Source organism: Haloterrigena salifodinae (genome assembly GCF_003977755.1).
GTDB classification, from domain to species: Archaea; Halobacteriota; Halobacteria; order Halobacteriales; family Natrialbaceae; genus Haloterrigena; species Haloterrigena salifodinae.
Genome location: NZ_RQWN01000002.1, coordinates 617,602 through 642,226, shown reverse-complemented (window position 1 = coordinate 642,226; position 24,625 = coordinate 617,602). Strand labels below are relative to the sequence as shown.

Annotated in this window: 26 protein-coding genes and 1 pseudogene; 13 read left to right on the top strand and 14 right to left on the bottom strand. The window is 66.6% G+C overall.

Annotation, left to right across the window (positions count from 1 at the left end):
• Nucleotides 1-37 precede the first annotated feature (37 nt).
• Nucleotides 38-193 carry a hypothetical protein gene (locus tag EH209_RS24040; RefSeq protein WP_008896370.1) on the top strand — a complete coding sequence of 52 codons (156 nt, stop codon included), beginning with the start codon at nt 38-40 and terminating at the stop codon, nt 191-193.
• Between the two features lie 112 nt (nt 194-305).
• Nucleotides 306-2,006, top strand: a complete 1,701-nt coding sequence (locus tag EH209_RS11855) for a methylmalonyl-CoA mutase family protein (RefSeq protein ID WP_126663092.1) — start codon at nt 306-308, stop codon at nt 2,004-2,006.
• A gap of 36 nt (nt 2,007-2,042) precedes the next feature.
• Here the strand turns inward: EH209_RS11855 and EH209_RS11850 are convergent, their stop codons facing one another.
• Nucleotides 2,043-2,861: a hypothetical protein gene (locus EH209_RS11850; RefSeq protein WP_126663091.1), complete on the bottom strand. Its 819-nt coding sequence runs from the start codon at nt 2,859-2,861 to the stop codon at nt 2,043-2,045.
• 155 nt (nt 2,862-3,016) lie between these two features.
• On the opposite strand from EH209_RS11850, the gene acs reads away from it, so the two are divergent.
• On the top strand, nt 3,017-5,212 hold the full coding sequence (acs, locus tag EH209_RS11845) for an acetate--CoA ligase (RefSeq protein ID WP_126663090.1): 2,196 nt from the start codon (nt 3,017-3,019) through the stop codon (nt 5,210-5,212).
• A gap of 17 nt (nt 5,213-5,229) precedes the next feature.
• Here acs and EH209_RS11840 read toward each other — a convergent pair whose 3' ends face one another.
• A complete protein-coding gene (locus EH209_RS11840) occupies nt 5,230-5,496 on the bottom strand; it encodes a DUF7520 family protein (RefSeq protein ID WP_126663089.1) in 267 nt (88 codons plus the stop codon).
• A 348-nt stretch (nt 5,497-5,844) separates the two neighbouring features.
• Here EH209_RS11840 and EH209_RS24035 point away from each other — a divergent pair, with 348 nt between their 5' ends.
• Entirely contained in the window at nt 5,845-6,000 is a 156-nt protein-coding gene (locus EH209_RS24035) for a hypothetical protein (RefSeq protein WP_164722036.1), read from the top strand.
• Nucleotides 6,001-6,047: 47 nt separating this feature from the next.
• Here EH209_RS24035 and EH209_RS11835 read toward each other — a convergent pair whose 3' ends face one another.
• From EH209_RS11835 to EH209_RS11825, 3 genes are all read right to left on the bottom strand, one after another.
• Nucleotides 6,048-6,311 carry a DUF6684 family protein gene (locus tag EH209_RS11835; RefSeq protein WP_126663088.1) on the bottom strand — a complete coding sequence of 88 codons (264 nt, stop codon included), beginning with the start codon at nt 6,309-6,311 and terminating at the stop codon, nt 6,048-6,050.
• Between the two features lie 18 nt (nt 6,312-6,329).
• Nucleotides 6,330-6,731, bottom strand: a complete 402-nt coding sequence (locus tag EH209_RS11830) for a DUF7541 family protein (RefSeq protein WP_126663087.1) — start codon at nt 6,729-6,731, stop codon at nt 6,330-6,332.
• Between the two features lie 154 nt (nt 6,732-6,885).
• Entirely contained in the window at nt 6,886-7,950 is a 1,065-nt protein-coding gene (locus EH209_RS11825) for a polyprenyl synthetase family protein (protein WP_126663086.1), read from the bottom strand.
• A gap of 142 nt (nt 7,951-8,092) precedes the next feature.
• Here EH209_RS11825 and EH209_RS11820 point away from each other — a divergent pair, with 142 nt between their 5' ends.
• Nucleotides 8,093-9,412: a M28 family peptidase gene (locus tag EH209_RS11820; RefSeq protein WP_126663085.1), complete on the top strand. Its 1,320-nt coding sequence runs from the start codon at nt 8,093-8,095 to the stop codon at nt 9,410-9,412.
• A 114-nt stretch (nt 9,413-9,526) separates the two neighbouring features.
• Nucleotides 9,527-10,477, top strand: coding sequence for an NAD(+)/NADH kinase (locus EH209_RS11815; RefSeq protein ID WP_126663084.1), 951 nt, complete (start codon nt 9,527-9,529; stop codon nt 10,475-10,477).
• Between the two features lie 25 nt (nt 10,478-10,502).
• On the opposite strand, the gene EH209_RS11810 is transcribed toward EH209_RS11815, so the two are convergent.
• From EH209_RS11810 to nth, 3 genes are all read right to left on the bottom strand, one after another.
• A complete protein-coding gene (locus EH209_RS11810; protein ID WP_126663083.1) occupies nt 10,503-10,949 on the bottom strand; it encodes an SPW repeat domain-containing protein in 447 nt (148 codons plus the stop codon).
• Between the two features lie 263 nt (nt 10,950-11,212).
• Entirely contained in the window at nt 11,213-11,458 is a 246-nt protein-coding gene (locus EH209_RS11805) for a hypothetical protein (protein WP_126663082.1), read from the bottom strand.
• Nucleotides 11,459-11,833: 375 nt separating this feature from the next.
• On the bottom strand, nt 11,834-12,517 hold the full coding sequence (gene nth / locus EH209_RS11800; RefSeq protein ID WP_126663081.1) for an endonuclease III: 684 nt from the start codon (nt 12,515-12,517) through the stop codon (nt 11,834-11,836).
• Between the two features lie 258 nt (nt 12,518-12,775).
• Here nth and EH209_RS11795 point away from each other — a divergent pair, with 258 nt between their 5' ends.
• The 5 genes from EH209_RS11795 (at nt 12,776) to EH209_RS11775 (ending at nt 16,960) form a co-directional block, all read left to right on the top strand.
• Complete coding sequence (locus EH209_RS11795; RefSeq protein ID WP_126663080.1) at nt 12,776-13,642, top strand: ATP-binding protein; 867 nt, start codon at nt 12,776-12,778, stop codon at nt 13,640-13,642.
• 110 nt (nt 13,643-13,752) lie between these two features.
• Nucleotides 13,753-14,736: a phosphomevalonate decarboxylase MvaD gene (mvaD, locus tag EH209_RS11790; protein WP_126663079.1), complete on the top strand. Its 984-nt coding sequence runs from the start codon at nt 13,753-13,755 to the stop codon at nt 14,734-14,736.
• Nucleotides 14,737-14,858: 122 nt separating this feature from the next.
• The gene (locus EH209_RS11785) at nt 14,859-15,335 is read left to right on the top strand and encodes an Lrp/AsnC family transcriptional regulator (protein WP_126663078.1); all 477 of its coding nucleotides are present in this window, start codon (nt 14,859-14,861) and stop codon (nt 15,333-15,335) included.
• Between the two features lie 124 nt (nt 15,336-15,459).
• On the top strand, nt 15,460-15,747 hold the full coding sequence (locus EH209_RS11780; protein WP_126663077.1) for a HalOD1 output domain-containing protein: 288 nt from the start codon (nt 15,460-15,462) through the stop codon (nt 15,745-15,747).
• Nucleotides 15,748-15,805: 58 nt separating this feature from the next.
• The gene (locus tag EH209_RS11775) at nt 15,806-16,960 is read left to right on the top strand and encodes an NAD(P)/FAD-dependent oxidoreductase (RefSeq protein WP_126663076.1); all 1,155 of its coding nucleotides are present in this window, start codon (nt 15,806-15,808) and stop codon (nt 16,958-16,960) included.
• On the opposite strand, the gene EH209_RS11770 is transcribed toward EH209_RS11775, so the two are convergent.
• On the bottom strand, nt 16,961-17,980 hold the full coding sequence (locus EH209_RS11770; protein ID WP_126663075.1) for a zinc-dependent alcohol dehydrogenase family protein: 1,020 nt from the start codon (nt 17,978-17,980) through the stop codon (nt 16,961-16,963).
• A 159-nt stretch (nt 17,981-18,139) separates the two neighbouring features.
• Here EH209_RS11770 and EH209_RS11765 point away from each other — a divergent pair, with 159 nt between their 5' ends.
• Nucleotides 18,140-21,061 carry an MEDS domain-containing protein gene (locus EH209_RS11765; protein ID WP_126663074.1) on the top strand — a complete coding sequence of 974 codons (2,922 nt, stop codon included), beginning with the start codon at nt 18,140-18,142 and terminating at the stop codon, nt 21,059-21,061.
• Nucleotides 21,062-21,137: 76 nt separating this feature from the next.
• Here EH209_RS11765 and EH209_RS11760 read toward each other — a convergent pair whose 3' ends face one another.
• The 5 genes and pseudogenes from EH209_RS11760 to EH209_RS11745 all read right to left on the bottom strand — a co-directional run bounded on the left by EH209_RS11760 (nt 21,138) and on the right by EH209_RS11745 (nt 23,944).
• Nucleotides 21,138-21,434, bottom strand: a complete 297-nt coding sequence (locus EH209_RS11760) for a hypothetical protein (RefSeq protein ID WP_126663073.1) — start codon at nt 21,432-21,434, stop codon at nt 21,138-21,140.
• An 84-nt stretch (nt 21,435-21,518) separates the two neighbouring features.
• Nucleotides 21,519-22,496, bottom strand: a complete 978-nt coding sequence (fen, locus tag EH209_RS11755; RefSeq protein ID WP_126663072.1) for a flap endonuclease-1 — start codon at nt 22,494-22,496, stop codon at nt 21,519-21,521.
• 132 nt (nt 22,497-22,628) lie between these two features.
• The gene (locus EH209_RS24640; protein WP_249038791.1) at nt 22,629-22,913 is read right to left on the bottom strand and encodes a hypothetical protein; all 285 of its coding nucleotides are present in this window, start codon (nt 22,911-22,913) and stop codon (nt 22,629-22,631) included.
• Between the two features lie 6 nt (nt 22,914-22,919).
• Nucleotides 22,920-23,069, bottom strand: a pseudogene (locus EH209_RS24635) (FixH family protein); the annotation flags it as partial.
• Between the two features lie 326 nt (nt 23,070-23,395).
• Entirely contained in the window at nt 23,396-23,944 is a 549-nt protein-coding gene (locus EH209_RS11745) for a GNAT family N-acetyltransferase (protein ID WP_126663071.1), read from the bottom strand.
• Between the two features lie 291 nt (nt 23,945-24,235).
• Here EH209_RS11745 and EH209_RS11740 point away from each other — a divergent pair, with 291 nt between their 5' ends.
• A complete protein-coding gene (locus EH209_RS11740; protein WP_126663070.1) occupies nt 24,236-24,601 on the top strand; it encodes a DUF7344 domain-containing protein in 366 nt (121 codons plus the stop codon).
• Nucleotides 24,602-24,625: the final 24 nt, after the last annotated feature.

Here is a 24,625-nt window from a genome sequence, read left to right as displayed (position 1 = left end):
CGGGTTCAACCCTGCCTAGACCCTTCGAGCGGATACGATGAAACGCGCAAACGTCCAGCGGAAGACCGCCGTCCGGTGTGGCGACTGTCAGTCCATCTTCACGGCCGAAATCGAAGACGACGGTGCGGTCTTCCTGATCGGGATGGGCGACCGCTGTGGCTGTGGTGGCACCGAATTCTCGAGTTTCGCCTGATCGTCCCGTTCGGAGCCGGACGGGGCCGTCAACGGTCGCTCTCGCGACCGCATTCGTCACACGATACCATTCCCCGGAATCCTTAATGCCGCGTCCGGCAAATCGTGTGCGTATGTACGACGAGGAGGACCTCGAGTCGATCCGGGAGGCCACAGACGAGTGGGAACAGGAGACGCTCGAGCCAGCCCTCGACGCCCACGGGGAGCGCAGCGACCGGTTCGCGACCGTCTCGAACCTTGAGGTCGACCGGCTCTACACGCCCGCAGACGTCGCCGACCTCGACTACCTCGAGGACCTCGGCTTTCCGGGCGAGGAGCCGTACACTCGCGGCCCGTACCCGACGATGTACCGCGGCCGAACGTGGACGATGCGGCAGTTCGCGGGTTTCGGGACGGCCGAGGAGACCAACGAGCGCTTTCACTACCTGATCGACGAGGGCCAGACCGGCCTCTCGACGGCGTTCGACATGCCCTCCCTGATGGGACTGGACTCGGACGACCCGATGAGCGAGGGCGAGATCGGCAGGGAAGGGGTCGCGGTCGACACGCTCCGGGATATGGAGATCCTCTTCGACGGGATCGACCTGGCGGAGATTTCGACCTCGTTTACGATCAACCCCTCCGCGCCGGTGATCTACGCGATGTACGTCGCGCTGGCCGACCAGCGGGGGGTCCCCCGGGAGAAACTGCGCGGGACTCTCCAGAACGATATGTTCAAGGAGTTCATCGCCCAGAAGGAGTGGGTGATCCCCCCGGAGCCGTCGCTCGATCTCGTCACGGACGTCGTCGAGTTCAGCACCGAGGAGACGCCGAAGTTCCACCCCATCTCGGTCTCGGGCTACCACATCCGCGAAGCCGGCTCGACCGCCGTGCAGGAACTGGCCTTTACACTCGCGGACGGCTTCGCCTACGTCGAGGACGCGATGGAGCGAGGACTCGACGTCGACGAGTTCGCGCCGCGGCTCTCCTTTTTCTTCAACTGCCACAACTCCTTCTTCGAGGAAATCGCGAAGTATCGGGCGGCCAGACGGATCTACTCGCGGGTGATGGACGACTGGTACGGTGCGGAGAGGGACGAGTCCAAACGGCTCAAGTTCCACACCCAGACCGCGGGCCAGTCGCTGACGGCCCAGCAGCCGCTGAACAACGTCGTTCGAGTAACGATTCAGGCGCTGGCGGGGGTACTGGGCGGCACGCAGTCCCTGCACACCAACAGCTTCGACGAGGCGCTGGCCCTGCCGAGCGAGAAGGCGGTCCGGGTCGCCCTGCGCACCCAGCAGATCATCGCCGAGGAGTCCGGTGCGGCTGACATCGTCGACCCGATGGGCGGCAGCTTCGCCGTCGAGGCGCTGACCGACGAGACCGAGCAGCGAGCCATGCGCTACATCGAGGAGATCCGCGGGATGGGGGACGGCTCCGTCCGCGACGGCATCCTGAAGGGCATCGAGGACGGCTACTTCCTGCGAGAGATCCAGGACGCCTCCTACGAGTACCAGGAGCGCGTCGAGCGCGGCGAGGAGGTCGTCGTCGGCGTCAACAAGTACACCTTGAAGGAAGACACCAGCCCGGACACCCTCCAGATCGACGAGACGACGGCCGAACGGCAACTCGCGCGCCTCGAGGACGTCAAGGCCGACCGCGACGACGCGGCCGTCGAGGACGCGCTCGAGGATCTCAGCGAGGCGAGCGAACGCGGCGAGAACACGATACCGTACATCGTCGACGCGGTGAAAGCGTATGCGACGATGGGCGAGATCATGCAGGTCTTCGAAGCGCAACACGGCGCCTACAGCGAGGAGATCGGACTGGCGTGAGCGGCGCTCGAACCGGGAGTCAGGTCGCGGCGGCCCTCAGAGCACGAACGTCGACACCAGACCGACGATCCCGGCTAGCGTAAAGCCCAGTCCCGGGATCGCGAGCAGCCCGCCGAAGATCACGTAGAGCGAGCCCGATCGGTGTCGGTCGGGGATCACCATCGACCGCTCGCCGGCCGACACCTCGAACCAGTCGTCGCCGCCGACGGTGACGGGAGCGTCGTCCGGGCGACCTCGAGCATCGTCGACGACGGAGCCGCCGAAGACGTGGACGTTGGTTCCGTGCTCGAGGCGAAGCTCGCGGTACTGGGTGACCGCGTCGCTCGAGGCGGACGGATCGTCCGTCGGCTTGGCGTCCGTGCTGGGGAGACCGACCGCCGCGAGCCGATCGCGCGCTCGAGCGGAGAGGTCGGCGCGGTCCGTCCACGCCGTCGCGTCCGGTTCCCAGTCGGCGAGCGAGAGGACGGCGTTGCTCGGGTCGACTGCGACGCGATCGCCGCCGTCGGCGACCACGAAAGGGATGCCGGCCGAGACGCGTCCGTCGTGGGTCCACGTCTCATCCGCGTCCGCGTCGACGCGAGTCCGGGAGCGAGACTGCACCGCGTAGGCCAGACAGTCGGTTTCGGAGAGCGGCGCCTCGAGGGCCCCCTCGGCGCCCGCTCGCGCGATTCCGTCGAACGCGATGAGTCCGGTCGCGTCGGGAACCTCGCCGAGCGGGGTCGGTCCGGCCTGCCGGAGCCGTCGCGCGAGGCGGACGCGGCCGACGCCGATCGAGGCGATGAACAGCCCGGCCCCGAGAATCGCCAGTCCGATCAGGAGCGCTCCGCTCATGACGAGCAGATTCGTCGGCGGCATATCGGTCGATTGCGGATCTGGATGGATAATACCCGCGACCCGTCGGCTCTCACACCACGCGCGGAGTCTGAGGGGATGGCGAACCCGAGAAACCGCCGGACGGGACGCCGACAGGGGAACGTTTATCCCGATCTTGTCCGATGGTAGCAGTGTTTATGAGCGACGACACCGGCGAGCCCGAAGTCGAACTCGAGGCCCGCCTCAAGGAACAGGAGACGTTCGAACCGCCCGAGTCGTTCGTCGAGCAGGCGAACGTCTCGGATCCGGACGTCTACGAGGAGTTCGAGGAGAACTGGCCGGACTGTTGGGAGCGGGCGGCCGACCTCCTCTCGTGGGACGAGGAGTACGATACCGTCCTCGAGGACGGGGACGCGCCCTTTTACGAGTGGTTCTCCGGCGGAGAGCTGAACGCCTCGTACAACTGCCTCGACCGCCACGTCGAGGAGGGCGCCAAGAACCGCGCGGCGATCAAGTGGGAGGGCGAACTCGGCGAGACGCGGACCTACACCTACGGCGACCTGTTGAACGAGGTCGAGGCCTTCGCGGCCGCGCTGCGCGACCTCGGCGTCGAGGAGGACGACGTCGTCACGCTGTACATGCCGATGATCCCGGAGCTGCCGATCGCGATGCTGGCTTGCGCCCGTATCGGCGCGCCCCACAGCGTCGTCTTCGCCGGTTTCTCCGCGGACGCACTCGCCACGCGGATGAACTCGGCCGACAGCGAGTACCTCGTCACTTGCGACGGCTACTACCGCCGCGGCGACGCCCTGAACCACAAGGAGAAAGCCGACAAGGGGCTTCGCGGCGTCGAGAATGACGTCCAGACGGTCGTCGTCGACAGACTCGGCGACGAACTGACCCACTTCCTCGGCAACGACGCCCACGACTACGACGAACTCGTCGCCGAGCACGAGGGAGCGAGCGTCGAGCCGATCTCGCGGGACGCCGAGGACATGCTGTTCCTGATGTACACCTCGGGGACGACCGGCGAGCCGAAGGGCGTCAAGCACACCACCGGTGGCTACCTCGCTTATACAGCCTGGACCTCCAACGCCGTCCTGGACGTCAAACCCGAGGACACCTACTGGTGTACGGCCGACATCGGCTGGATCACCGGCCACTCCTACATTGTCTACGGCCCGCTCGCGCTCGGGACGACGACGATGATGTACGAGGGGACGCCGGACTACCCCGAGAAGGACCGCCTCTGGGAACTCATCGAGAAGAACCGCGTCGACACCTTCTACACCGCACCGACGGCCATCCGTTCGTTCATGAAGTGGGGTACCGAGTACCCCGAGCGACACGACCTCTCCTCGCTGCGTCTGCTCGGCACCGTCGGGGAGCCGATCAATCCGCGGGCCTGGAAGTGGTACTACAAGCACATCGGCGGCGAGGAATGCCCGATCGTCGACACCTGGTGGCAGACCGAGACCGGCGGGATGATGATCACGACGCTGCCAGCGATCAACGAGATGAAGCCCGGCTCGGCCGGACCGCCGCTGCCGGGCATCGACGCCCGCGTGGTCGACGCCGCCGGCGAGGAGATTTCTGCCGGCGAAGCCGGCTACCTCACAGTCGACAATCCGTGGCCTGGCATGCTCCGGACGCTCTACCAGAACGACGAGCGGTTCGTCGAGGAGTACTGGACCGAATACTCCGACACCGACGCCGTCAACAGACAGTTGACGAGCCCTCACTCGAGCGAGTCTCGCGAGGACGCCGACGAATGGGTCTACTTCCCGGAAGACGGCGCGACGGTCGACGAAGACGGCTACGTGACCGTCCTCGGCCGGGTCGACGACGTGATCAACGTCTCCGGCCACCGGCTCGGGACCATGGAGATCGAGTCCGCGATCGTCGGCGTCCCCGGCGTCGCCGAGGCCGCCGTCGTCGGCGGCGATCACGAGATCAAGGGCGAGGCCGTCTACACCTACGTCATCCTCGAGGACGACGCCGAGCCGAGCGAGGACATGCGCGAGCGGATCGTCGCGGCCGTCGAGGACGATATCGGTCCCATCGCCCGCCCGGAGGAGGTCCTGTTCACGCCGGAGCTCCCGAAGACGCGCTCGGGCAAGATCATGCGCCGCCTGCTCGAGAACATCGCCAGCGGCGACGAGCTCGGCGACACCTCGACGCTCCGGAACCCCGAAATCGTCGATGAGATCGCGCGACAGGTCGACAGCGGGGCGGATGGCAGTGCCGACGCTGACAGCGATGACGACACTGACGACGACGCGGACGGAGATGCCGACGGCGATGCCGACGCCGACAGCGATGACGATACTGACGCTAATGCGGACGACGGCGATACTGACACTGACACTGACGTCGACTCGGACCGCGACTGAGCGAATCGCGGCCGTCGTCACACCGCGTTTTCGTCGAACCGCGAGACGAACTGGACGATCAAGAGGAACGTCACCAGAAAGACGCCGACGGTCACGCCGCCGTAGAGGGCGAACGTGACCGGTGTAACGGGAACGACCGTCTCGAGGACAGTGATCTCCTCGAGGTCCGTCACAATCGGCAGGGCGTAGCCGAGGATGGCGCCGAAGGTGGCGGTGGCGGCGATCAGTACGAGACAGAGGCCGCCGACCACGCGGCGACCGCCCAGTCGTCGATCGGCAGTCACGGTCGCCCGTTCGCGGCGCGTCCCCGAGGTCCTTGCGCTTCGTCTCGAGCAGCGCGAGCGCGTTCGATCGTCACCTCGGGTCCGTCGGTCTCGCGAGCCCCAAAATTATTTGGCCGCACTTGTTTCGTCGATGTCGTCGTACGAACGAGTACGGCAGGGTCGTCGACACTGGACTCCCCGTGTCGCGCCCTGCCGTCGCATTCCCACTCCCATCCCCATCCCCACTGCCCGTGTCGCGCCGGCAGCGGTCGGCGCGACACCGCCGATCCGCGCGAACGACGTCAGCGCGTTCGCGCGCCACCACTCGTTTTTTACCCGGCGTCGTCGTACTCTCGAAGGAACGTAGCCGTGGACTCCGAACCAACCGACGCTACCGGCCCCGACGCCACTGCTGACACCGACGAGTCGCACCGACGGCTCGCCGAGAAGGAACTGTTCCTGTTGCTACTCGTCGGTATCGCCCTCCTGATGGCGCTGCTGGGATTTGTGCTCATCGTCACCTGAGGTTCGCGTCGAGAACGGCGGCCGCAGGCCGATATCGGCCGTCGGGCTCAGTCCTTCTCTTGATTTATCGTCGTCGTATCGTGATACGTACGGTCGTCCCGTTCGATCACACGCGCCGCGTAGTAGGTGACGAAGCCCAGCGTCGCGATCATCGACAGCAGGATTGCGAACTGGATCGTCGACTGCAGCGGTTCGACCCCCCACGGGTTGAACACCGCGAAGAGCGCGACGAAGAACACCATAATCGCGAGGGGAATCAGGTTGACCGCGAGATCGAGCGTGATTTCGGCGTCGAATGCGCGTCGGCTCATGGATATCTGTTAGCGGCGTTAGCGGCGTCGGTAGTGGACGATCACCGTTCCAACGACCGTCACGATGCCGGCGATCGCGATCGCGAGGCCGCGGGTGGTGAGCCCGGTCAGTCCGTCGGTCGCTGCGGGGGCGACGGTGTCGGTTCCGAGCGCGTACAGCATGCCGCCGCCGAGCGCGAAGACCGCGCCGAAACCCATCGCGACCGGCAAGGGGTCAGCGACGTGGTCCGACTCGGCGAGGATCCCCGCGACGCTGGCAGCGAACAGCACGAGTCCGCCGACCGCGACCGGGAGGAGGTCGACGACGATGCCGACCTCCGATCCCGCGAGTCCGATCGCGACCAGCACGGGCCACGGACTCGCCGTCGGCCGCTCGCGATCGCGCTCGCCGCGGTCGTTCGCACTCGAGTGATCGACCATCGACGAACGGCTACCACGTCCCGCTAGTAGTAGCTAGGGTTGCCCGTCGGAATCGAAGACAGTCACCGGAGCCGATAGAACGAGACACTCGAGACGATGCTGCGATTGGGACGGGCCGGAGCGAGACGCCGTCGATTCGCGCTGCCCTCGCCGCTCACTCCTCGCGCTCGATGACGAACTCGGTAAACTCGTGGAGTTCCCGGGTCGTCTCCGCGTCGAACTCGAGGCGATCGACCGCCTCCCGGGCCCGGGCGGCTAGCTCGAGGGCGCGCTCGCGGGCGTACTCGAGGCTGCCGGCGTCCTCGATGATCGCGAGGGCCTCGGCGATCTCCGCGTCGGTGTTGGACTCCGCGGCGAGGATCTCCTGCAGTCGTCGGGCCCGCTCGGGATCGCTCTCCTGGATCGCGTGGATGACCAGCAGCGTCTGCTTGCCCTCGCGGATGTCGTTGCCGAACGCCTTGCCGAAGTCGCCGGCCCGGCCCAGCGAGTGCTCGACGTCCAAGATGTCGTCGCCGATCTGGAAGGCGACGGCGGTCAGCTCCGCGTACCGCGCGACGGCCGCCTCGACGTCGTCGGGTTGGTCGGTGATGATCGCCGCAAGTCGGGCCACGATCCGGGCGAGACAGCCCGTCTTGCACGCGCACATCTCGAGGTACTCGTCGGTGGTAACCCGCACGTCGTCCTCGTTGTGCCAGCGGATGTCCATCCCCTGGCCGAGGTGCGTGCGGTTGAGTTCCGCCACCAGCATCTCGTAGGCGGCGAGCCGTCGCTCCGCCGGGAGGTCGGCGGGGTTCTCGGTCAGGATCTTCAGCGGCAGGAAGTACATCGCGTTGCCGGCGTTGAGAGCGATATCCCGCCCGTAGACGCGGTGGAGTGCGCGTTCGCCGCGGCGGATCGTCGCCTCGTCCTCGACGTCGTCGACGATGATCGTCCCGTTGTGGAGGATCTCCGGGATACAGGCGTAGTCGACGTACGCCGCCGGATCCTCGCCGAACCCCTCGACGAAGACGAGAAAGAGCACCGCGCGCCACCGTTTCCCGCCGCGGTCGAGGAGGTCCCACAGCGGCGTCGACAGCGCCCGCTGGATGGCGTCGGGATCGTACTCGTAGGTCGGATCGCCGAAGAACGATGCGAGGTAGTCGGCGTCGATTTCGCGTGGGACCAGATCGGCGATCGCCTCGTCGATGGCCGGCCGCCACTCGGCAAGCGTCTCCCGCATACTCGTTCCGAGAGGGAGTGGCGTGAAAAAGATTCGCAGTTTGTCTTGTCAACTTCGAAAGGATGAACCGCTCTCGTTCGCTCTCGGCATGGGTCGGGACTCGAGCGGTACAGTTTCCCGGCCGGCACTCCACAGCGGAGGTATGACCGACTGGATCGGCAACGTCTTCACGAGCGATGTCGGGTGGACCCACCTCGAGCGCCTCGTCGATATCGGAACTCGGATGGCCGGCAGCGACGGCGAGCGCGAGGCCGCCGAACTGACCCGCGACGCGCTGGCCGACGCCGGGGCCCGAAACGCCCGCCTCGAGTCCTTCGACATTCAGGGCTGGACGCGCGAGGGGAGCGAGATCACCGCGGGCGAGACGAGCCAGAATTGCATCGCCCTGCCGCGCAGCCCCGCCGACCGCGCGACGGCGCCGCTGGTCGACCTCGGCTACGGGCTCCCCGCGGACTTCGAGGCGACCGACCTCGAGGGAGCGATCGTCATGGTTCGCAGCGATATCCCGGACTACTACGATCGCTACCTCCACCGCCGAGAGAAGTACTACCACGCCGTCGAGAACGGCGCGGTGGGGTTCGTCTACCGAAACCACGTCGAGGGCTGTCTGCCGCCGACCGGGAGTGTGGGAACCGACGAGGACCCCATCGGCGAGATTCCGGCCGTCGGCGTCTCGAGCGAGGTCGGCGCGCGACTGGCCCGCCGGTTCGACGGCGAGGAGATCGAACTGACCGTCGAGGCCGACATCAGCCCAGCGACGAGTCAGAACGTCCACGCCGAACTGGGGCCCGACACCGACGAGTGCGTGCTGGTGACGAGCCACGTCGACGCCCACGACATCGCGGAGGGCGCCGCGGACAACGGCGCCGGGACCGCGATGGTCGTTGAACTCGCGAACGCGCTTGCCGCCCGCGAGGACGACCTCGAGACCCGCGTCGAGTTCGTCGCCTACGGCGCCGAGGAAGTGGGGCTGGTCGGTTCGAATTACCACGCCGAGCGGGCGGACTATGACGCAATCAAAGCCGTCGTCAACAACGACGGCGTCGTCAGCGATCGGACGCTGTCGTTGACGACACACGGTTTCGACGGCCTCGAGTCGGCCGCCGACGAGATCGCCGACCGCTACGACCACCCGATCGAGACGGTGCCGAAGCTCGGCCCCCACAGCGATCACTGGCCGTTCGTCCAGTGGGGCGTCCCCGGCTACCACGTCAAATCGACATCGGACGAGGTCGGCCGCGGCTGGGGCCACACGTTCGCCGACACGATCGAGAAACTCGAGCCGCGGACGCTCCGCGAGCAGGCGATCCTGCTGACAGACCTCGTCGTCGAACTCGCTCGCGAGGACGCGACCGTCGAGCACCGCGATCCCGACGCGATCGCCGCCGACCTCGAGGCCCAGGACCTCGCGGACGGAATGCGGGTCACGGGCGACTGGCCCTACGACGAGCGTTCCGACTGACCGATTCGCGCCGACGCCCCGGTCGCACGACGGCCGTTCGATCGGGCGGCGGTGACGGTCGGCGGCGACGAGAGAACCCCACGTCTTTTTTCGCACCCGCGCCAACGGCCCGACATGGACGCCGCGTGGTTCGTTGACGAGGAGCCGGTCGTCGGTATCGTCGACGCGAACGCCGACACGGGATCGAGAGCCGACGCCGCCGACGACTCGCTCGCAGACGCGCTCCGACCGACCGTCGCGAATCGCGACGCGACGACCGTCAGCGGCGACGTAAACGACGTTCTCGCAGCGGCGCCCTCGGTTCTCGTGGCGGCCAGCGAGGAGGAACTCTCGGCGATCGGTCGCGCCGGCGCCGACGCTCCCGCCCTGCCGGTCGGCGACGTCACCGGTATCGACGCCGTCGACCGGGCGCGGGCGCCGGCGGCGCTCGAGGCCGTCCTCGATGGCGAGGCGACCGTCCGTCGACACGCGATTTTGGAACTCGAGGTCGCCGATCGCGGCCGTCGCGGCGATGCCGTCGGATACGATGGTGTGGACGTCGACGCCGACAGCGATTCCGACGGCGCCGAGTTCGACGCCAGCGGTGGCGATGCTGACGGCAACGGCGCTGAGACGAACGCGGATAGTGTCGACGCCGGAGCCGACGCAGTCCGCGACCGCGCGCTGTTCGACGTCACGCTCGTGACCGACGAACCGGCGCGGATCTCCGAGTACGGCGTCGCGAGCCGCGGCGACTCCGTCGCGAGGTTCCGGGCCGACGGCGTCGTGGTTGCGACGGCGGCCGGTAGCGACGGCTACGCCGGCGCCGTCGACGCGCCCCACCTCTCGACCGCCGTCGATGCGGTCGCCGTCGCGCCCGTCGCGCCCTTCGTCACTGACACGCGCCGCTGGGTGCTTCCCGACGATCGGCTCGAGCTCACGGTCGAACGCGACGAAGGCCCGATCGCGCTCGTCGCCGACGGCCGGCGCGTGACGTCGGTCGGCGTCGACGCGCGGATCGCCGTCTCGGTCGCGGACTCGCTCGAGACGCTCTCCGTTCCCGGCGAGGCACTCGAGGGGCGATAAACGGGTTGAGAAAAAGCGGCCGGTTTCAGGCACGCGCGCCGACTCGGTCGGGTGCGTCAGCCTTGTTGTTCGCGTACGCGTTGTACGCCGAGAGAACGGCGGTAGCCAGCCCGGAAGCCGCGGTCCCGGCCGCCAGCGTACTGCTCCCCATGTCGATTACGGCGGGCGAGACGAGCAGCCAGAGGCCGAGCAGGACGGCCAGCGACGCGACGCCGACGCTCGCCAGCCGATCCCGCGAGAGGCGGACGAAGTTATAGCCCGCCAGCAGGAAAATCCCCGTCCCGACGAGCGTGTCGTTCCAGATCGCCTGGTCCGTCGCCTCGAAGATGAACGGCGAGGCGACGACGTAGAGCCCGATGATCGCGACGAGGGCGCTCAGCCACTGCATCGTGTCCGTGTTCAGGGTGTTTCGGTGGCCGGCTCGCTCGGCTGCGGTACTGTCCCGGTTCGTATCGGTTGGTGTGTCGCTCATGTCTCCACCGGCAGTAGCCGATACCCGTGCAAAGCGGCCGTGCCTGCGGTTGTCGGTAATCACGGATACCAACCAGTCATCGATCGAGACGTCCCGGAGACGCCGGTTCAGCGCAGCCGAGATGCCACTCGAGGGCGTTCGAGGACGGCTCTCAGCGACGAGCGAGCGAAAAACGTGTGAGTACCGGCGGTGACGGCGGGTCGTTCTGAGCTGTCTCGTCTCGAGCGGTCGGAAACGGCGCGATGCGCTCGCGGCCGGTCGGACTAGCTGTTGTACGGCTCTTCGTCCCGGTGGTTGTCCGGGTTCTCCTGCTCGAGGGCGTCGTCGACCCGGTCGTCGGACTTGTGTTCGATGTCCTGGCGTCGTTGCTCTTCGTCCTGTCGTTCGCGGGCCTCCTTCTCCTCCTCGGTGAGTTCCTCTTCCTCGTCTTCGTCCTCCGTGTCCTCGTGAGCCAGTTCGACGTCCCGCCCGTGCTCGTCTTTGCCGGTCTCGTCAGTGTTGTCGGACATACTGATCCCGACTGAGGCTACCGTCGAACCGCGAAAAGGCGTTGGGCTTGCGAAGGTCGGCTAGATGAATTCACCTCGTTCGATGGTGTTCAGACCGTCACACATGCGACGGAGCGAGTGAAGGGGGGTCCAAGAGTAACGGACGCTCTGCTATCGTGGCAACGGGGATTTCCACACCCTCCCCAACCGATTCGCTCACTCCCTACGGTCGTTCACTCATCCACTGTCAGAGCAAGCTCTGACAAGCCTTCGTTCACTTTGTTCACGAAGACCTCGCACGGAGTTATCGGCTGGTCTCGTGAGTACTCGACCAGCCGCCAGCGCGCGCCACCGCATGGCGAGAAGTCGGCTCAGATCGCAATCCAACTCGAGATCCTACCACGGCTCGCCGGAAGCGAGATCGATCTCGCTGTCGCCCTTCTCCGAGGGACAGATATCGGCCAGCACACAGTCGCTGCAGTCGGGGTTGCGGGCGGTGCAGGTCGCGCGGCCGTGGTCGATACAGAGGTGGGTGAACTGCTGCCAGTAGCCCTCGGGGACGATCCCCATCAGATCCTGCTCGATCGCCTCCGGGCGCTTCTCCTCGGTTAGGCCGAGCCGGCGCGAGAGCCGCTGGACGTGCGTGTCGACGACGATCCCCTCGACCACGTCGTGGCCGTGCTGGAGGACCACGTTGGCCGTCTTCCGGCCGACGCCCGACAGCTCCGTCAGCTCGTCCATCGTGTCCGGCACCTCGCCGTCGTGCTCCTCGAGGATCGTCTGGCAGGAACTCTTGATGTAGCCCGCCTTGCTGTTGTAGTAGGTGATCGAGTTCAGGTCCTCCGCGAGTTCTTCCTCCGGCGCGTTGGCGTAGTCCTCGGCGCCGTCGTACTTCTCGAAGAGGTGTTCCGTTTCCGTGTTGACGCGCTCGTCGGTACACTGTGCAGAGAGGATCACCGCGATCAGCAACTCCAGCCGGTTCGAGTACCGCAGCGAGATCGTCGAGTCCGGATACGCCTCCTCGAGGCGGTCGACGACCTCTTCGGCCTGCGCCTCGCGGCTCTCGAGTGGGGTTCCCATCGAGCGTTCGTTGCGAGAGCGTCCATTTGAGGTGTTCGGTTCGCGCCGGTCGGGTCCGCGGATCGACGACCGACGACGCCTGCCGACGACGGCGAACCGACGCCGGCCGGCCGTTTTATTTCGCAGAACGAAACTATTATTCGTATACCTATCCGAGAGAAGCCTAACGTCAAACGCGGACGGTCGAACTGCGGCCGACGCGCTACGCCAACCGGGGAAGGCGCTCGCCGTCGTCTGGAACCGCACCACGGGCTCACAATGCCATCGCAAAACGATTCCACCAGTTCCGTCGAGTCGACGGACGAAGCCGAGACCGACGTCCTCGAAGCGCTGTTGCTCGACCTCTGGGCCGACGAGTCCGGTCGCCGGACGGTGGCGCTCCGCGAGGCGCTCGCGCTCGAGGAGGGCGAGCTCGACGTCGATCCGGATGCCGTTTCCGATGCGCCACCGGCCGCGGAGACCGCGCTGTCGGAGCTGCGGGCCGACATCGCGGAGACCGCCGCGGAGGTCGACGCGTTGCGGACGGAGCTCGACGCCGCCGAGTCGACGGCGGACCTGCGGACCCGCCTCGAGAACACTATCGAGCCCCGCCTCGAGGAACTCTCCCGCCGGCTCACGGACCTCGACGAGCGACTGGCCGAGCAGCGAACCGAGACGGAGGGGATTCGAAGCGAGTTCCACTCGGTACGCAACTCGGTCGAGTCGCGTGTCGACGACCACGACGCGCGCCTCGAGCGCACGGACGATCGACTGACTGACGTGGAGGCGCGCCTCGAGACCGTCGAGACGAGTCTCGACGACCGGGCCGCGGAGCTAGAGGAGCGAATCGACGGTCTCGTAGCCCGTCTCGACCGCGAGACCGTTCTGCTCCGCTCGCGGCTCTCGAAGGAGGTCGATCGCGTCGACGACGACGTCGCGGCCCTCGAAGAGTCGGTCGACGAGCGATTCGAGGCAGTGACGGCGTCCATCGAGCGCAACCTGCGGACGCTCCGCTCGACGATCGACGACGATGTGGAGACGCTGTCGACCGATGTCGATGCGCTCGAGACGCAACTGGAGGCCCTCGAGCGGGACCTCGAGGCCCTCCGGGAGTGGCGCCGGTCGATGCAAGAGACGTCTCAGTGAGGCGTTCGTCCGGATAGCGGCGAACTGTCGATCCCCGCCGACGTCGACCCGTCGCGCGTCTCCGATCGGATGCCGTGACCTTTAAGCGGTCTTCATCCGCCTATCTGGGTATGAAAGCCACCGCCATGGCCCACCCGATTCAGGGGTTGGTCAAGTATCACGGGATGCGAGACGAAATCGAACGGCTCCCGTATCACGACAGTATCAGCCTCTGTACGGCGCCCAGTCACACCCGCACGACCGTCGAGTTCTCGATGGACTACGAGGAGGACACCTTCGTCGTCGACGGCGAGGAACTCGACGGACGGGCCTACGAGCGCGTCGAGGCCGTCGTCGAGAAGGCCCGCTCGAGGTCCGACGCGGCCCACACCGTCTACCCGGTTCGCCTCGAGAGCGAGAACAGCTTCCCCTCTAACGTCGGACTGGGATCCTCTTCCTCGGGCTTCGCCGCCGCCGCGATGGCGCTGGCCGAGGCCGCCGAACTCGACGCCTCGCGCCAGGAGGTTTCGACGATTGCCCGCGTCGGCTCCGCGTCGGCCGCCCGCGCGGTCACCGGCGCGTTCTCGCAGTTGCACACGGGTCTGAACGACGAGGACTGTCGATCGCGGCGCATTCCGAGCGACCTCCACGAGGACCTGAAGATCGTCGTCGGCCTCGTCCCATACCATAAGGAGACAGAGGACGCCCACGAGGAGGCCGCCGATAGCCACATGTTCCAGGCTCGCAACGCCCACATCCACGGCCAGATCGCCGAGATGCGCGACGCCCTGCGAAACAACGAGTTCGACCGCACCTTCGAACTCGCCGAACAGGACTCCCTCTCGCTGGCCGCGACGACGATGACCGGCCCCTCCGGGTGGGTCTACTGGCAGCCCGCCACCCTGAAGATTTTCAATACAGTGCGGGAGCTCCGCGAGGAGGAGGACATCCCCGTCTACTTCTCGACCGACACCGGCGCCAGCGTCTACGTCAACACCACCGAAGAGCACGTCGACGAAGTCGAGGAGGCCGTCTCGGACTGCGGCGTCTCCACTACCGTCTGGGACGTCGGCGGGCCCGCGAAGCTGCTGGACGAGGAAAAGCACCTGTTCTAGGCGCGGCGATCCGCGGCGGCGCCCGCGATTTGCGTGGTGCCGGGTGATCGAGCGTTTCCTCGAGCGAACGGCGTTGAAAGAGTCATATACTGCGTCGAGGTAGTACGTCGGTAGTGACACCTATGGTCGACCTCGACAGAGACGATCTAGCGATCCTTCACGTCCTGCAAGACGACGCCCGGAACGCGACGACCGAAGAGATCGGCGCGGAAGTCGGCCTCGCGGCGAGCACCGTCGCGTCGCGGATCAACGGCCTTGAGGACCGCGGCGTCATCACGGGGTATCGGCCCGCGATCGATTACGAGAAAGCCGGGTTCGAACAGCGAACGTTGCTCGTCGGCACGATCTCCGACGAAGCCAACGAGGCGGCGATCGTCGGGGACGTAAGCGAGGTGGAGAACGTCGTCAGCGTCAGGCGGTTGCTGGCCGATGAGACCGACCTCCACGTTGAACTCCTGACCGACACCCAACAGCGGGTGGAGGCGGCCACCGACGAACTCCACGAACTCGGTGTCGAAATCGTGCGGACGAACGTTATCGTCGAGGAGCGTACGCGGCCGTTTGACCAGTTCGGGAAGAAGTATACGACCGACGGCTGAATTTCGGCACGTTCGTTCCGAAACGGGACCGTTTCCCGACGAGTGTCGCGCGGGGTTGAAGGCGCCGCGGAAAATCGTCCGATCTGCAACGTGCTTTAGGATCGGTGACCGATAGCCTGATGCGATGTCTGATCAAGTTGGTTCTCCCGACGACCGTCGTCCGCCGAGCGAGAGAGTCGTCGAAGCGGTGGCGACTGCGTCCGGGACGTCCCCGCTGGATTTCGAACCGACGCTCTACGACGCGGTCGACCCCGAGGCGCTCGATTCGCTCGTTCGATCCGGGTCGGACGAGCTCCGGATCCAATTCCGATACGGCGGCCGCTCCGTCCACATTACCGGAAACGGCCGCGTCGACGTCTCGGCACCGAGCGAGGACGATCCCTCGAGCGAGTGGATCGTCTTCGACGAGTGACGCAGTTCTCGCGAGCACCCGCCGTGCACCTATCCCGCTCGAAGCCGTAGCCGCCGCCATGCACGTCGTCGTCTGCGGCGCGGGCTACGCGGGGCTGACCCTGACGAAGCGACTCGAGTCGTCGCTCCCGTCCGACGTCGACCTCACGCTGGTCGACGAGTCGCCGGACCACCTCGTCCAGCACGAACTCCACCGGGTGATCCGCCGGCCCGGCGTGGCCAACGAGATCCGGCTCTCGTTGCCCGGCGCCGTAGAGCGGGCGACGGTTCGCGTCGCGCGCGTCGAGGCGATCGACCGGGACGAACGCATCGTGTCGCTCTCGGACGGTCGCCTCGAGTACGATATCGCGGCAATCTGTCTCGGCGCGCGGACGGCGTACTACGGGCTCGAGGGGGTCTCTGAACACGGAATTCCGCTAAAGCGTCTCCCGCACGCGCGCCGGATCCGAAAGCGAGCCCGCGAAGCGCTGCGGGCGGACGACGGAAGTCGAATCGTCGTCGGCGGAGCCGGCCTCTCCGGCGTGCAGGTCGCGGGCGAACTCGCCGCGCTGGCCCGCGAGGAGTACGGCTCGGCGTCGATCACGCTCCTCGAGCAACGAGCGCGGGTCGCGCCGGACTTTCCCGAGCAGTTCGGGCGAGCGGTCGAGCGCGCGCTCGAGGACTACGGAATCGAGATCCGAACGGGGACGGCCGTCACCGGAGCCGACGCGGACGGCGTTCGGCTCGAGTCGGGCGAGCGAGTTCCGTTCGACCTGTTCGTCTGGACCGGCGGCATTCGCGGCGCGGACGCCCTCGAGGGCGAGCGGCCGACCGTCGAAGCGGACCTGCGACTCGGCGATCGAACGGTTGCCCTCGGCGACGCTGCGCGGGTCGTCGACGCCGACGGGGAGGCGGTGCCGGCGAGCGCGCAGGCGGCCGTCCGCGAGGCTCGGACGGCGGCCGAGAATATCGAACGGCTCGTCGAGGCCCGTCGCGACGGCGTCGAGACATTCGATCCCGACCTCGAGTCGTTCCGATTCGAATCGCCAGGCTGGGTCGTCAGCGTCGGCGACGACGCCGTCGCGACGGTCGGCTCGCGGGTCCTTACGGGACGGGCGGCGAAGGCGCTGAAGGCGAGCGTCGGCGTCGGCTACCTCTCAGACGTCGGCGACGCCGGCAGCGCCGGACGGTTCGCCTATCGGGAATTCGTTCCGGAACGGTTTCGCCGCCGTTGATCACTCGATCGAGATCGCGATCTTCCCCTGGTGCTCGCCGGCCTCAAGGTAGCGGTAGGCCTCGCGGACTTCGTCGAACCCGAAGACGCGATCGACGACCGGCTCCATCTCCGCGGCGGCCATCGCGCGGTTCATCCGGTCGAACATCGCGCGGCTGCCGACCCCCATCACGCCCTCGACGGTCAGCGCTTTGTGGAGCATCGGTCCGGGCTGGATCCGCCCGTCCTGGCCGCTGAGAACGCCGATGAGGTGGACGTGGCCGTTGACCGCCGCGGCCTCGAGCGAGCGCTCGAGCGTACCGGGCCCGCCGACCTCGATCACGTGGTCGACGCCGCCGTCCGTTCGCTCGCGGACGGCCTCGCCCCAGTCGGGCGTCTCCTCGTAGTTGAGCGTCCACTCGGCGCCCAGATCGCGGGCGACCTCGAGTTTCTCGTCGCTCGAGGAGGTGACGAAGACGTCGGCACCCTGCAGCGTCGCGAACTGGAGGGCGAAGGTGGAGACGCCGCCGGTGCCGAGCGCGAGGACGGTTTCGCCGGCGGTGAGGCTGCCGTCCTCGACGAGCGCGCGCCACGCCGTGAGGCCGGCACACGACAGCGTCGCCCCCTGCTCGTAAGAGAGGTGGTCGGGCAGGACGGCGAGGCTCTCGGCCGGGAAGACGGCGTACTCGGCGAGCGCGCCGTCGACGTTGCCGCCGGTGGTTCGGGCCATCTTCTCGCGCGTGCCCTCCCCCGCGATCCAGTCGGGCGCGAAGGGCGTCGCGACGCGATCGTCCTCGGCGAGGCGATCGACGTCGTCGCCGACCGCGACGACCTCGCCGGCGCCGTCGGAAAGCGGGACGACCGGAAGCGAGGCGCCCGGATAGGCGAGGTCGGCGTTCGCGATCGCCAGATCGCGGTAGTTGAGCGAGGCCGCCCGAAGGCGAACGAGCGCCTCGTTGGCGTCCGGTTCGGGACGCTCGCGGTCGACCTGCACGACTCCCTCGTAATCGCTCGTGGCGGTCTGGACTTCGTAGGCTCGCATCGCTCGAGCCGAGGCGCTCTCGAGCCTTCGGTCCTGCGCCCGGCGACCGTGTTACCGCAACTGGGTGCTACCGGCAATCGAAACGGGTGATCGCCGGCCGTCGGCGGGAGCCGCTCGGTGGTCCAGACCTTTTAGTCGTCGGCCAAGTAGAGGGGAGCGATGAGCGACGAGGTTGAACGAACCGACCGGCGACGCGCTTCGGATCGGGAAACGAGACTCGAGGCGCCGAATCTGGGGTCCGCGTTTCGCGGGCCGGTCGGGTCGACTGACGGTCGCGCCCGCTCGCACGACCACCTCGCGCTGCTCTACGAGAGCCGCGACGAGCAGTTCGACGCCGCGATTCCGTTCGTCCGGCGTGGACTGGAGGACGGCGAGCGGTGTCTGTACCTCGCCGACGAGACCGGCCGAGACGAGATTTGCGACTCGCTTCGCGACGCCGGCGTCGACGTCGACGAGGCGCTGGAATCCGACGCGCTGGTGATCTCCGACGTCGAAGACGCCTATCTGCGGGACGGCTCGTTCGATCTCGAGGCGTCGCTGGAGCTGCTCGAGACGTTCGTCGCGGAGTCGACCGTCGATTTCGAGGGGGCACGGGTGACCGCCGAGGAGACGTGGCTGTTGCGAGCGATCGAGGACGCCGACGAGTTCGTGGCGCTGGAAGCGCGGGTGAACGACCGCCTCCGCGGCGAGAACTGTACCCTTCTCTGTCAGTACGACCGCGAGCGGTTCCCCGCGCCCGTCCTCGAAGACGTCATCAAGACGCATCCCCGGCTCGTCTCCGACGGGAAGGTTTCGGAGAATTTCTACTACACGCCCCCCGAGGCGTTCTTCGACGGCGAGAAACCGGCGGCGACGGTCGACCGGATGATCCGGACCGTACACGAGCGCACCGACGCGAAGACGGCGGTCCGCGAACACCGGAACTACCTCCGCGAACTCTACGAGACGACGGCCGACGCCGATCTCTCCTTCGAGGAACGGGTCGAGCGACTGCTGGAACTGGGCTGCGAGCGATTCGACCTCAGGGGCGGCGCGCTGGCTCACCTCCCAACCTGGGACGATAACTTCCGGGCGGAAGTGACGGTCGGCCCCGACATGGGCGACCTCGAAGGGGAGTTACCGATCCAGCCCACCGAGGGAAACTTCTGCCGGAAGGCCATCGACTGGGACGAGCCGACCGCCGTCCCCGACGTCGTCGCCGCCGGCTGGGACGACGACCCCGTCTTCGAGGAGTTCGGCTTCGCGACCTACTTCGGCATCCGCGTCACCGCCGGCACCGAACCCTACGGCACGTTCTGGTTCTACGATACGGAGCCGCGCGACCGGCCGTTTACCGACGCCGAACGGACGTTCCTCGAGTTGATAGGACAGTGGATCAGCACCGAACTCGAGCGCCGCCGGCGCGAGGAGTTTCTCCGCACGAGCTACGAGATCACGTCGGATCCCGATCTCGCCTTCGCGGCGAAGATCGAGCGACTGCTCGAGCACGGCCGCGAGTGGTTCGGCTGCGACGTCGGCTACTTCACCGCCGTCGACACCGAGACCGATCGCTTCGAGATTGTCGAGGCGGTCGGCTCCCACGACCGGATCCGGACGAGCGGCGGCGGTTCGCTGTCGGGAACGTACTGCAAGAAGGTCGTCGACGCGGGCGAGTCGGTGGGCGTCCACGACGCCGTCGACGCGGGCTGGGAGGGCGGTCCCGCCTACGACACGTACGGGCTCGACGCCTTCCTCGGGACGACGCTGGAGGTCGACGGCGAACAGTACGGAACGCTGTGTTTCGGTTCGGAAACGCCCCGAGAGGGGCCGTTCACCGAGACGGAGTACACGTTCATCGACCTGATCAGCCAGTGGGTCAGCACCGAACTCGAGCGCCGGCGAGACGAGCGAACCCAGCGGGAACTGTACGAGATCACCGCCGATCCGGACCGATCGTTCGACCAGCAACTCCAGGCGGTCCTGGACCTGGGCTGCGAGCGATTCGACATGGAACTGGGCGGGGTCGCGACGGTCGACCCGGCGGCCGATCGGTTCGAGGTCGAGACCACGAACGGCGACCACGAGTACCTCACGCCGGGCGAGCCGTACCCCCTCTCCCAGACGTATTGCGAGGCGCCCATCGACGAGGAAGGAACCCGTACGATTACCGATCCCGTCGAGACGGGATTCGACGGCAAACTGTGCTACGAGCGCTTCGGAATCCGGGCGTATCTCGGCACCCACCTCGAGATCGAGGGGAGTCCCGACCGGACCTTCTGGTTCGTCTCGACCGAGCCCCGCGAGGAGTTCTCGGAGGCCGAACGCACGTTACACCACCTGATGGGCCAGTGGGTGAAGTACGAACTTGACCGCCAGCAGTACGAACGGGACCTCGAGGAGACGGTCGACCGGCTCCAGCAGTCCAACGATCGGCTCAAGCAGTTCGCCTACGCCGCCTCCCACGACCTCCAGGAGCCCCTGCGGATGATCTCGAGCTACCTGCAACTGCTCGAGAACCGATATAAGGACGACCTCGACGTCGAGGCCCGGGAGTTTATCGATTTCGCGGTCGACGGCGCCGACCGCATGCGCGAGATGATCGACGATCTGCTGGCCTTCTCGCGGGTCGAACACGCCGACGGCGAGTTCGAGCCGGTCGACTGTACCGAAGTGTTGGATCGCGTCCAGGACGATCTGCAGCTACGGATCGCAGAGAACGACGTCGAGATCCTCGTCGACTCGCTGCCGACGGTCCGCGCTGACGTCGACCAACTCGAGCAACTGTTCAGCAACCTCGTTTCGAATGGGATCAAGTACAACGAGAGCGCGGTGCCCCGGGTCGAGGTGAGCGCCGCGGACCGGGACGACCGCTGGGAGTTCGCGGTCGCCGACAACGGAATCGGCATCGAGCCGGAGAAGACCGAGCGCATCTTCGAGGTGTTCAAGCGCCTCCACCACGACGACGAGTATCCGGGCACCGGGATCGGCCTCTCGCTGTGCCAGGAGATCGCCGAGAATCACGGCGGCGATATTCGCGTCGAGTCCGAACCCGACGCGGGGTCGACGTTCTACATCACGCTCCCGAAACGAAACCTCGAGTGAAGCGACGATCGGTCGGCGAAACGGGTAAAATCGGGTTCAGGGGACGAACGCGAGGAGCGATTCGTCCCGCGACACGTCACGGCGCTCGAACGGAGCGTACCGCTCGCATCGCCGCGCTCATGGCAATGAGCGCGACCACGGCGATCGCGATCCACTGGCCGGTCTGGGTCGCAAGCGCGGCGGCGGTCATGCCGAGGAGGTCGATGCCGAACGCTCGACTCAGCGCGTACAGGACGACGGCGAGACCGACGACGGCGACGACGGTCTGCAGTACGGTCGACAGCAGCCATCGTCCTGATGGGGGTGCGGTCTCACCCGTCCGCGTCGATCGATCGCTACCTCGGGATCGGTCGCCATCGGGCTGTCGTGACATGGGATATCACCCGTTTCGTCGTAGCCCGGCGTCGGCATTTATTATCCGGAGCATACCGCGATACGGGTGAGGGATCGACCGGCGTCAGGTCCAGCGATCCAGCCCCGTCTGCGCGGCGCTCTCCTCGATGCGCTCGAAGCCGCGATCGACCTCGTCTTCCGCGACGCGCCACTCCTCGCAGACGAACTCGCGGGCGGCCTCGAGATCCGGATCGAGGTCGGTGTCGAACTCGTAGTCGTCGGTCACGTCGGGGTCGCGGAACAGCTGTCTGACCCGGTCGCCGTACTCGATGTGGGCGCCCCGCTCCTCGAGGACACTCCAGAGGTCGCCGTGCTCGGTGATGGCTTTGATCGCCGTCTTCGGACCGATCCCCGAGACGCCCTCGTTGAAGTCCGTCCCGATGAGGATCGCCGCGTCGATTAGTTGTTCTAAGGTGAGGTCGTGGTGCTCGAGGGTCGCCTCGAGGTCCATCAGTTCGGGATCGCCCTTGCTCGTCAGTTGGCGCAGCGTGAGCGGGGAGCCGAACAGCAGGGCGTCGTAGTCCTCCGACCCCACGTAGTCGGCGTCGCCGCGGCGGACCATGTGGGCCGCCTGAGCTTCCCCCTCCGCGGGCGCCTCGACGATCGGGACGTCGAGCCGTCGGAGCAGTTCGCGGCTGGTCTCCTGGATCGTCGGCGTCAGCCGCTGGGTCCGTGACTCGAGTTGCGCGATGGCGACCTGGTCGCCCTCCTCGCGGGCGACCTCGAGTTGCTCCTCATAGGTGCGACGCTGGTCGCGGCGGGACTCGATCTCGTCTTCCTTGAGTTCGGAGGGGCCCCCGTCGAAGACCATCACCGGCGTGATGTCGTTCTCGAAGAACTTGGGCAGCCCCTGGACGATGCCGACGAGGTTGGCGACCTCGGTGCCGTCGGACGTCGTGTACACGTCGCTGTCCGTCCACTTGACCGTCGTCGTCAGGTACCGGTAGAGCCAGTTGTGGGCGTCGACGGCGACGACGCCCTCGATCTCGGAGAAGGGGAACTCCTCGATAACGGCGATGTCTCGCAGTGCAGCGTTTCCCATTAGTGGGCTATTGGAAGGGCCGGAATTTGTATTGTTGGCTTCTCGATGACGCCGACTCGCGATCGGACCGCCGATCGTGTCGACGGTCTCGAGCGCCGTGCAGTAACGGACGCGGGGATTCCGGAGCGCGGATCAGCGTCGATGGCGGCGGAGGGCCACGCCGGTGATCGCGACGACGCCGATCGCAGCGATAGCAACGCTCGAGGTCCCGAAGCCGCTCTCGTCCGTCTGATTCCCGTCGGTCTGCGATTCGATCCCGTCGTCCGTCGCCTGCGAACCGTTATCCGGATATTCCAGTTCGGTGTGATCCTGCACGCTCGTCTCGAAGTGCGTGTGGACCTCGGTATCCTTGACACTTCCCTCTAAGTGGACGGTATAGTTCCCGGATTCCGTGAAGATCACTGGCGCCTCGTACACGCCACTTTCGCCGTGCACTTCGCTCAGGTTGATTTCACTTCTATCGTTTCCGTCGTTCTGTACGTACAGGCTCAGTGCGTCCGCCTGCCCCTCCACGGGCTCTCCCGACTCGTTATCGACGATTTCGATCTCCAACCACATCCGCTCGCCGGTGATGAGCGGTTCTTCCGCCCCGCCGAAGGTGACGTCGTATCCCTCTACTGTGTTTCGTGAGCGGCGACCGGGCTGGTGACACCGGTTAGCAACGCTGCGATTACGACGAGCGTGATAAGTGTTCTACGATAATGCATTACGCAAGAGTTCACCAACTGTCATCGAAAGGTATCTGGTTCACTTCTCAGAAGGACGTGTCGCGGATCAACACGGTACGACTCTGATCCTATCAGTCCTGTGCGCTGGCACTCTCCCGGGGCCGCCGAGATCGGACTCGAGCAGAGAGCGTATCGACCGCGTTCTACTCGTTCGGTTTCAGCGGGCCGCGTCTACGTCTCACCCTCGGTCTCGAAGTCTGGCGGTCTCCTCCCCTCCCGTGACTCGAGGAACTGTTCCTCCGCCTCGGAGAGATCGCGGTCGCGAAACTCGTCGAGGCCGGCCTGATACCGGGCTCGAGCGTCGCCGTCCGAAGCGCCGACCGGCGCCGGATGCTCGAGAAGCAGTTCGGCGATCCCGGTCGTCTCCCCGGTGTAGGCGAAGCCCGTTCGGTACAGCGCCTCGTAGGCGAAGGGGTTGTTGACGGCGATCCGGAGCCGGTCGTAGCCCCGCTCGAGGGAGCGGTCGCGGACGCGTGCGAGCAGTTCGGGACCGATCCCCTCGCCGCGCCGATCGCGGGCGACGGTCACGTAGCGCAGCCACAGCGTCGACGCGTCGGTGCGGTCCTCGTTGAACGCGACGGCGGCGACGATCTCGTCGTCGGTTCGGGCCACCGCCTTCCCCGTGTTGGTCATGACGAACTTGCCGGCGTAGCTGAACCGCTCGTAGTCGAGCCGGAGCTTGGGGCCGTCGGGCGGCCAGCCCAAGAGGTCGTACTCCACGTCCGCCAGTTCGCGCGCCGGCCACTAAGGTTCCGGCGACTGTCCCCGGATCGACGGTCGTCGTCTTCGCCGCAGCCGTCGACCTGCGCGGGGTCTCGACCGACCGTCGCCTCGGCGATTAATCCCCTTCTTCGATCGCAGACGACGACTCGAGGCAACGATCGACGGCACAGCGTTCGGCTCTTCGTCGCCCGAATCCGCGTTCATTACACCCGGATTGAGTGTGACAGATATTACCGATACAAACAGGGGAAAGAGATAACATGGCAATCCCGAGTAGCATTCACGAGCATGGATCCCGAACAGTCGCCGGCCGAGCCGACCGCGAGTCCGGATCTGCTCGACGACGCCTTTCTGGCGCTTCGCGAGCGGGATCGCCGACTCGTCCTCTACTTTCTGCTCGAGCATGAGACGGCGTCGCTGTCGGAGCTTGCCGACGTGGTCACCGCCTGGAGCCACGCGGACGACAGTCGGGTCATCGAGCCTCGGTGTCGGAACCAGTGGTATCTACAGCTGCGGCAGGTTCACATCCCGAAGCTGGTCGACGCCGACATCGTGACTCACGACGAGGAAACCGGTCGAGTCTCCCTCGCGTCCTGTCCCGAGCCGATCCGGGAGCTGGCGGCGCGAGCCTGCGCGGCGGAGGCCGGTCCGTGAGGGGGCGACTCGGAGTCGAGGCGC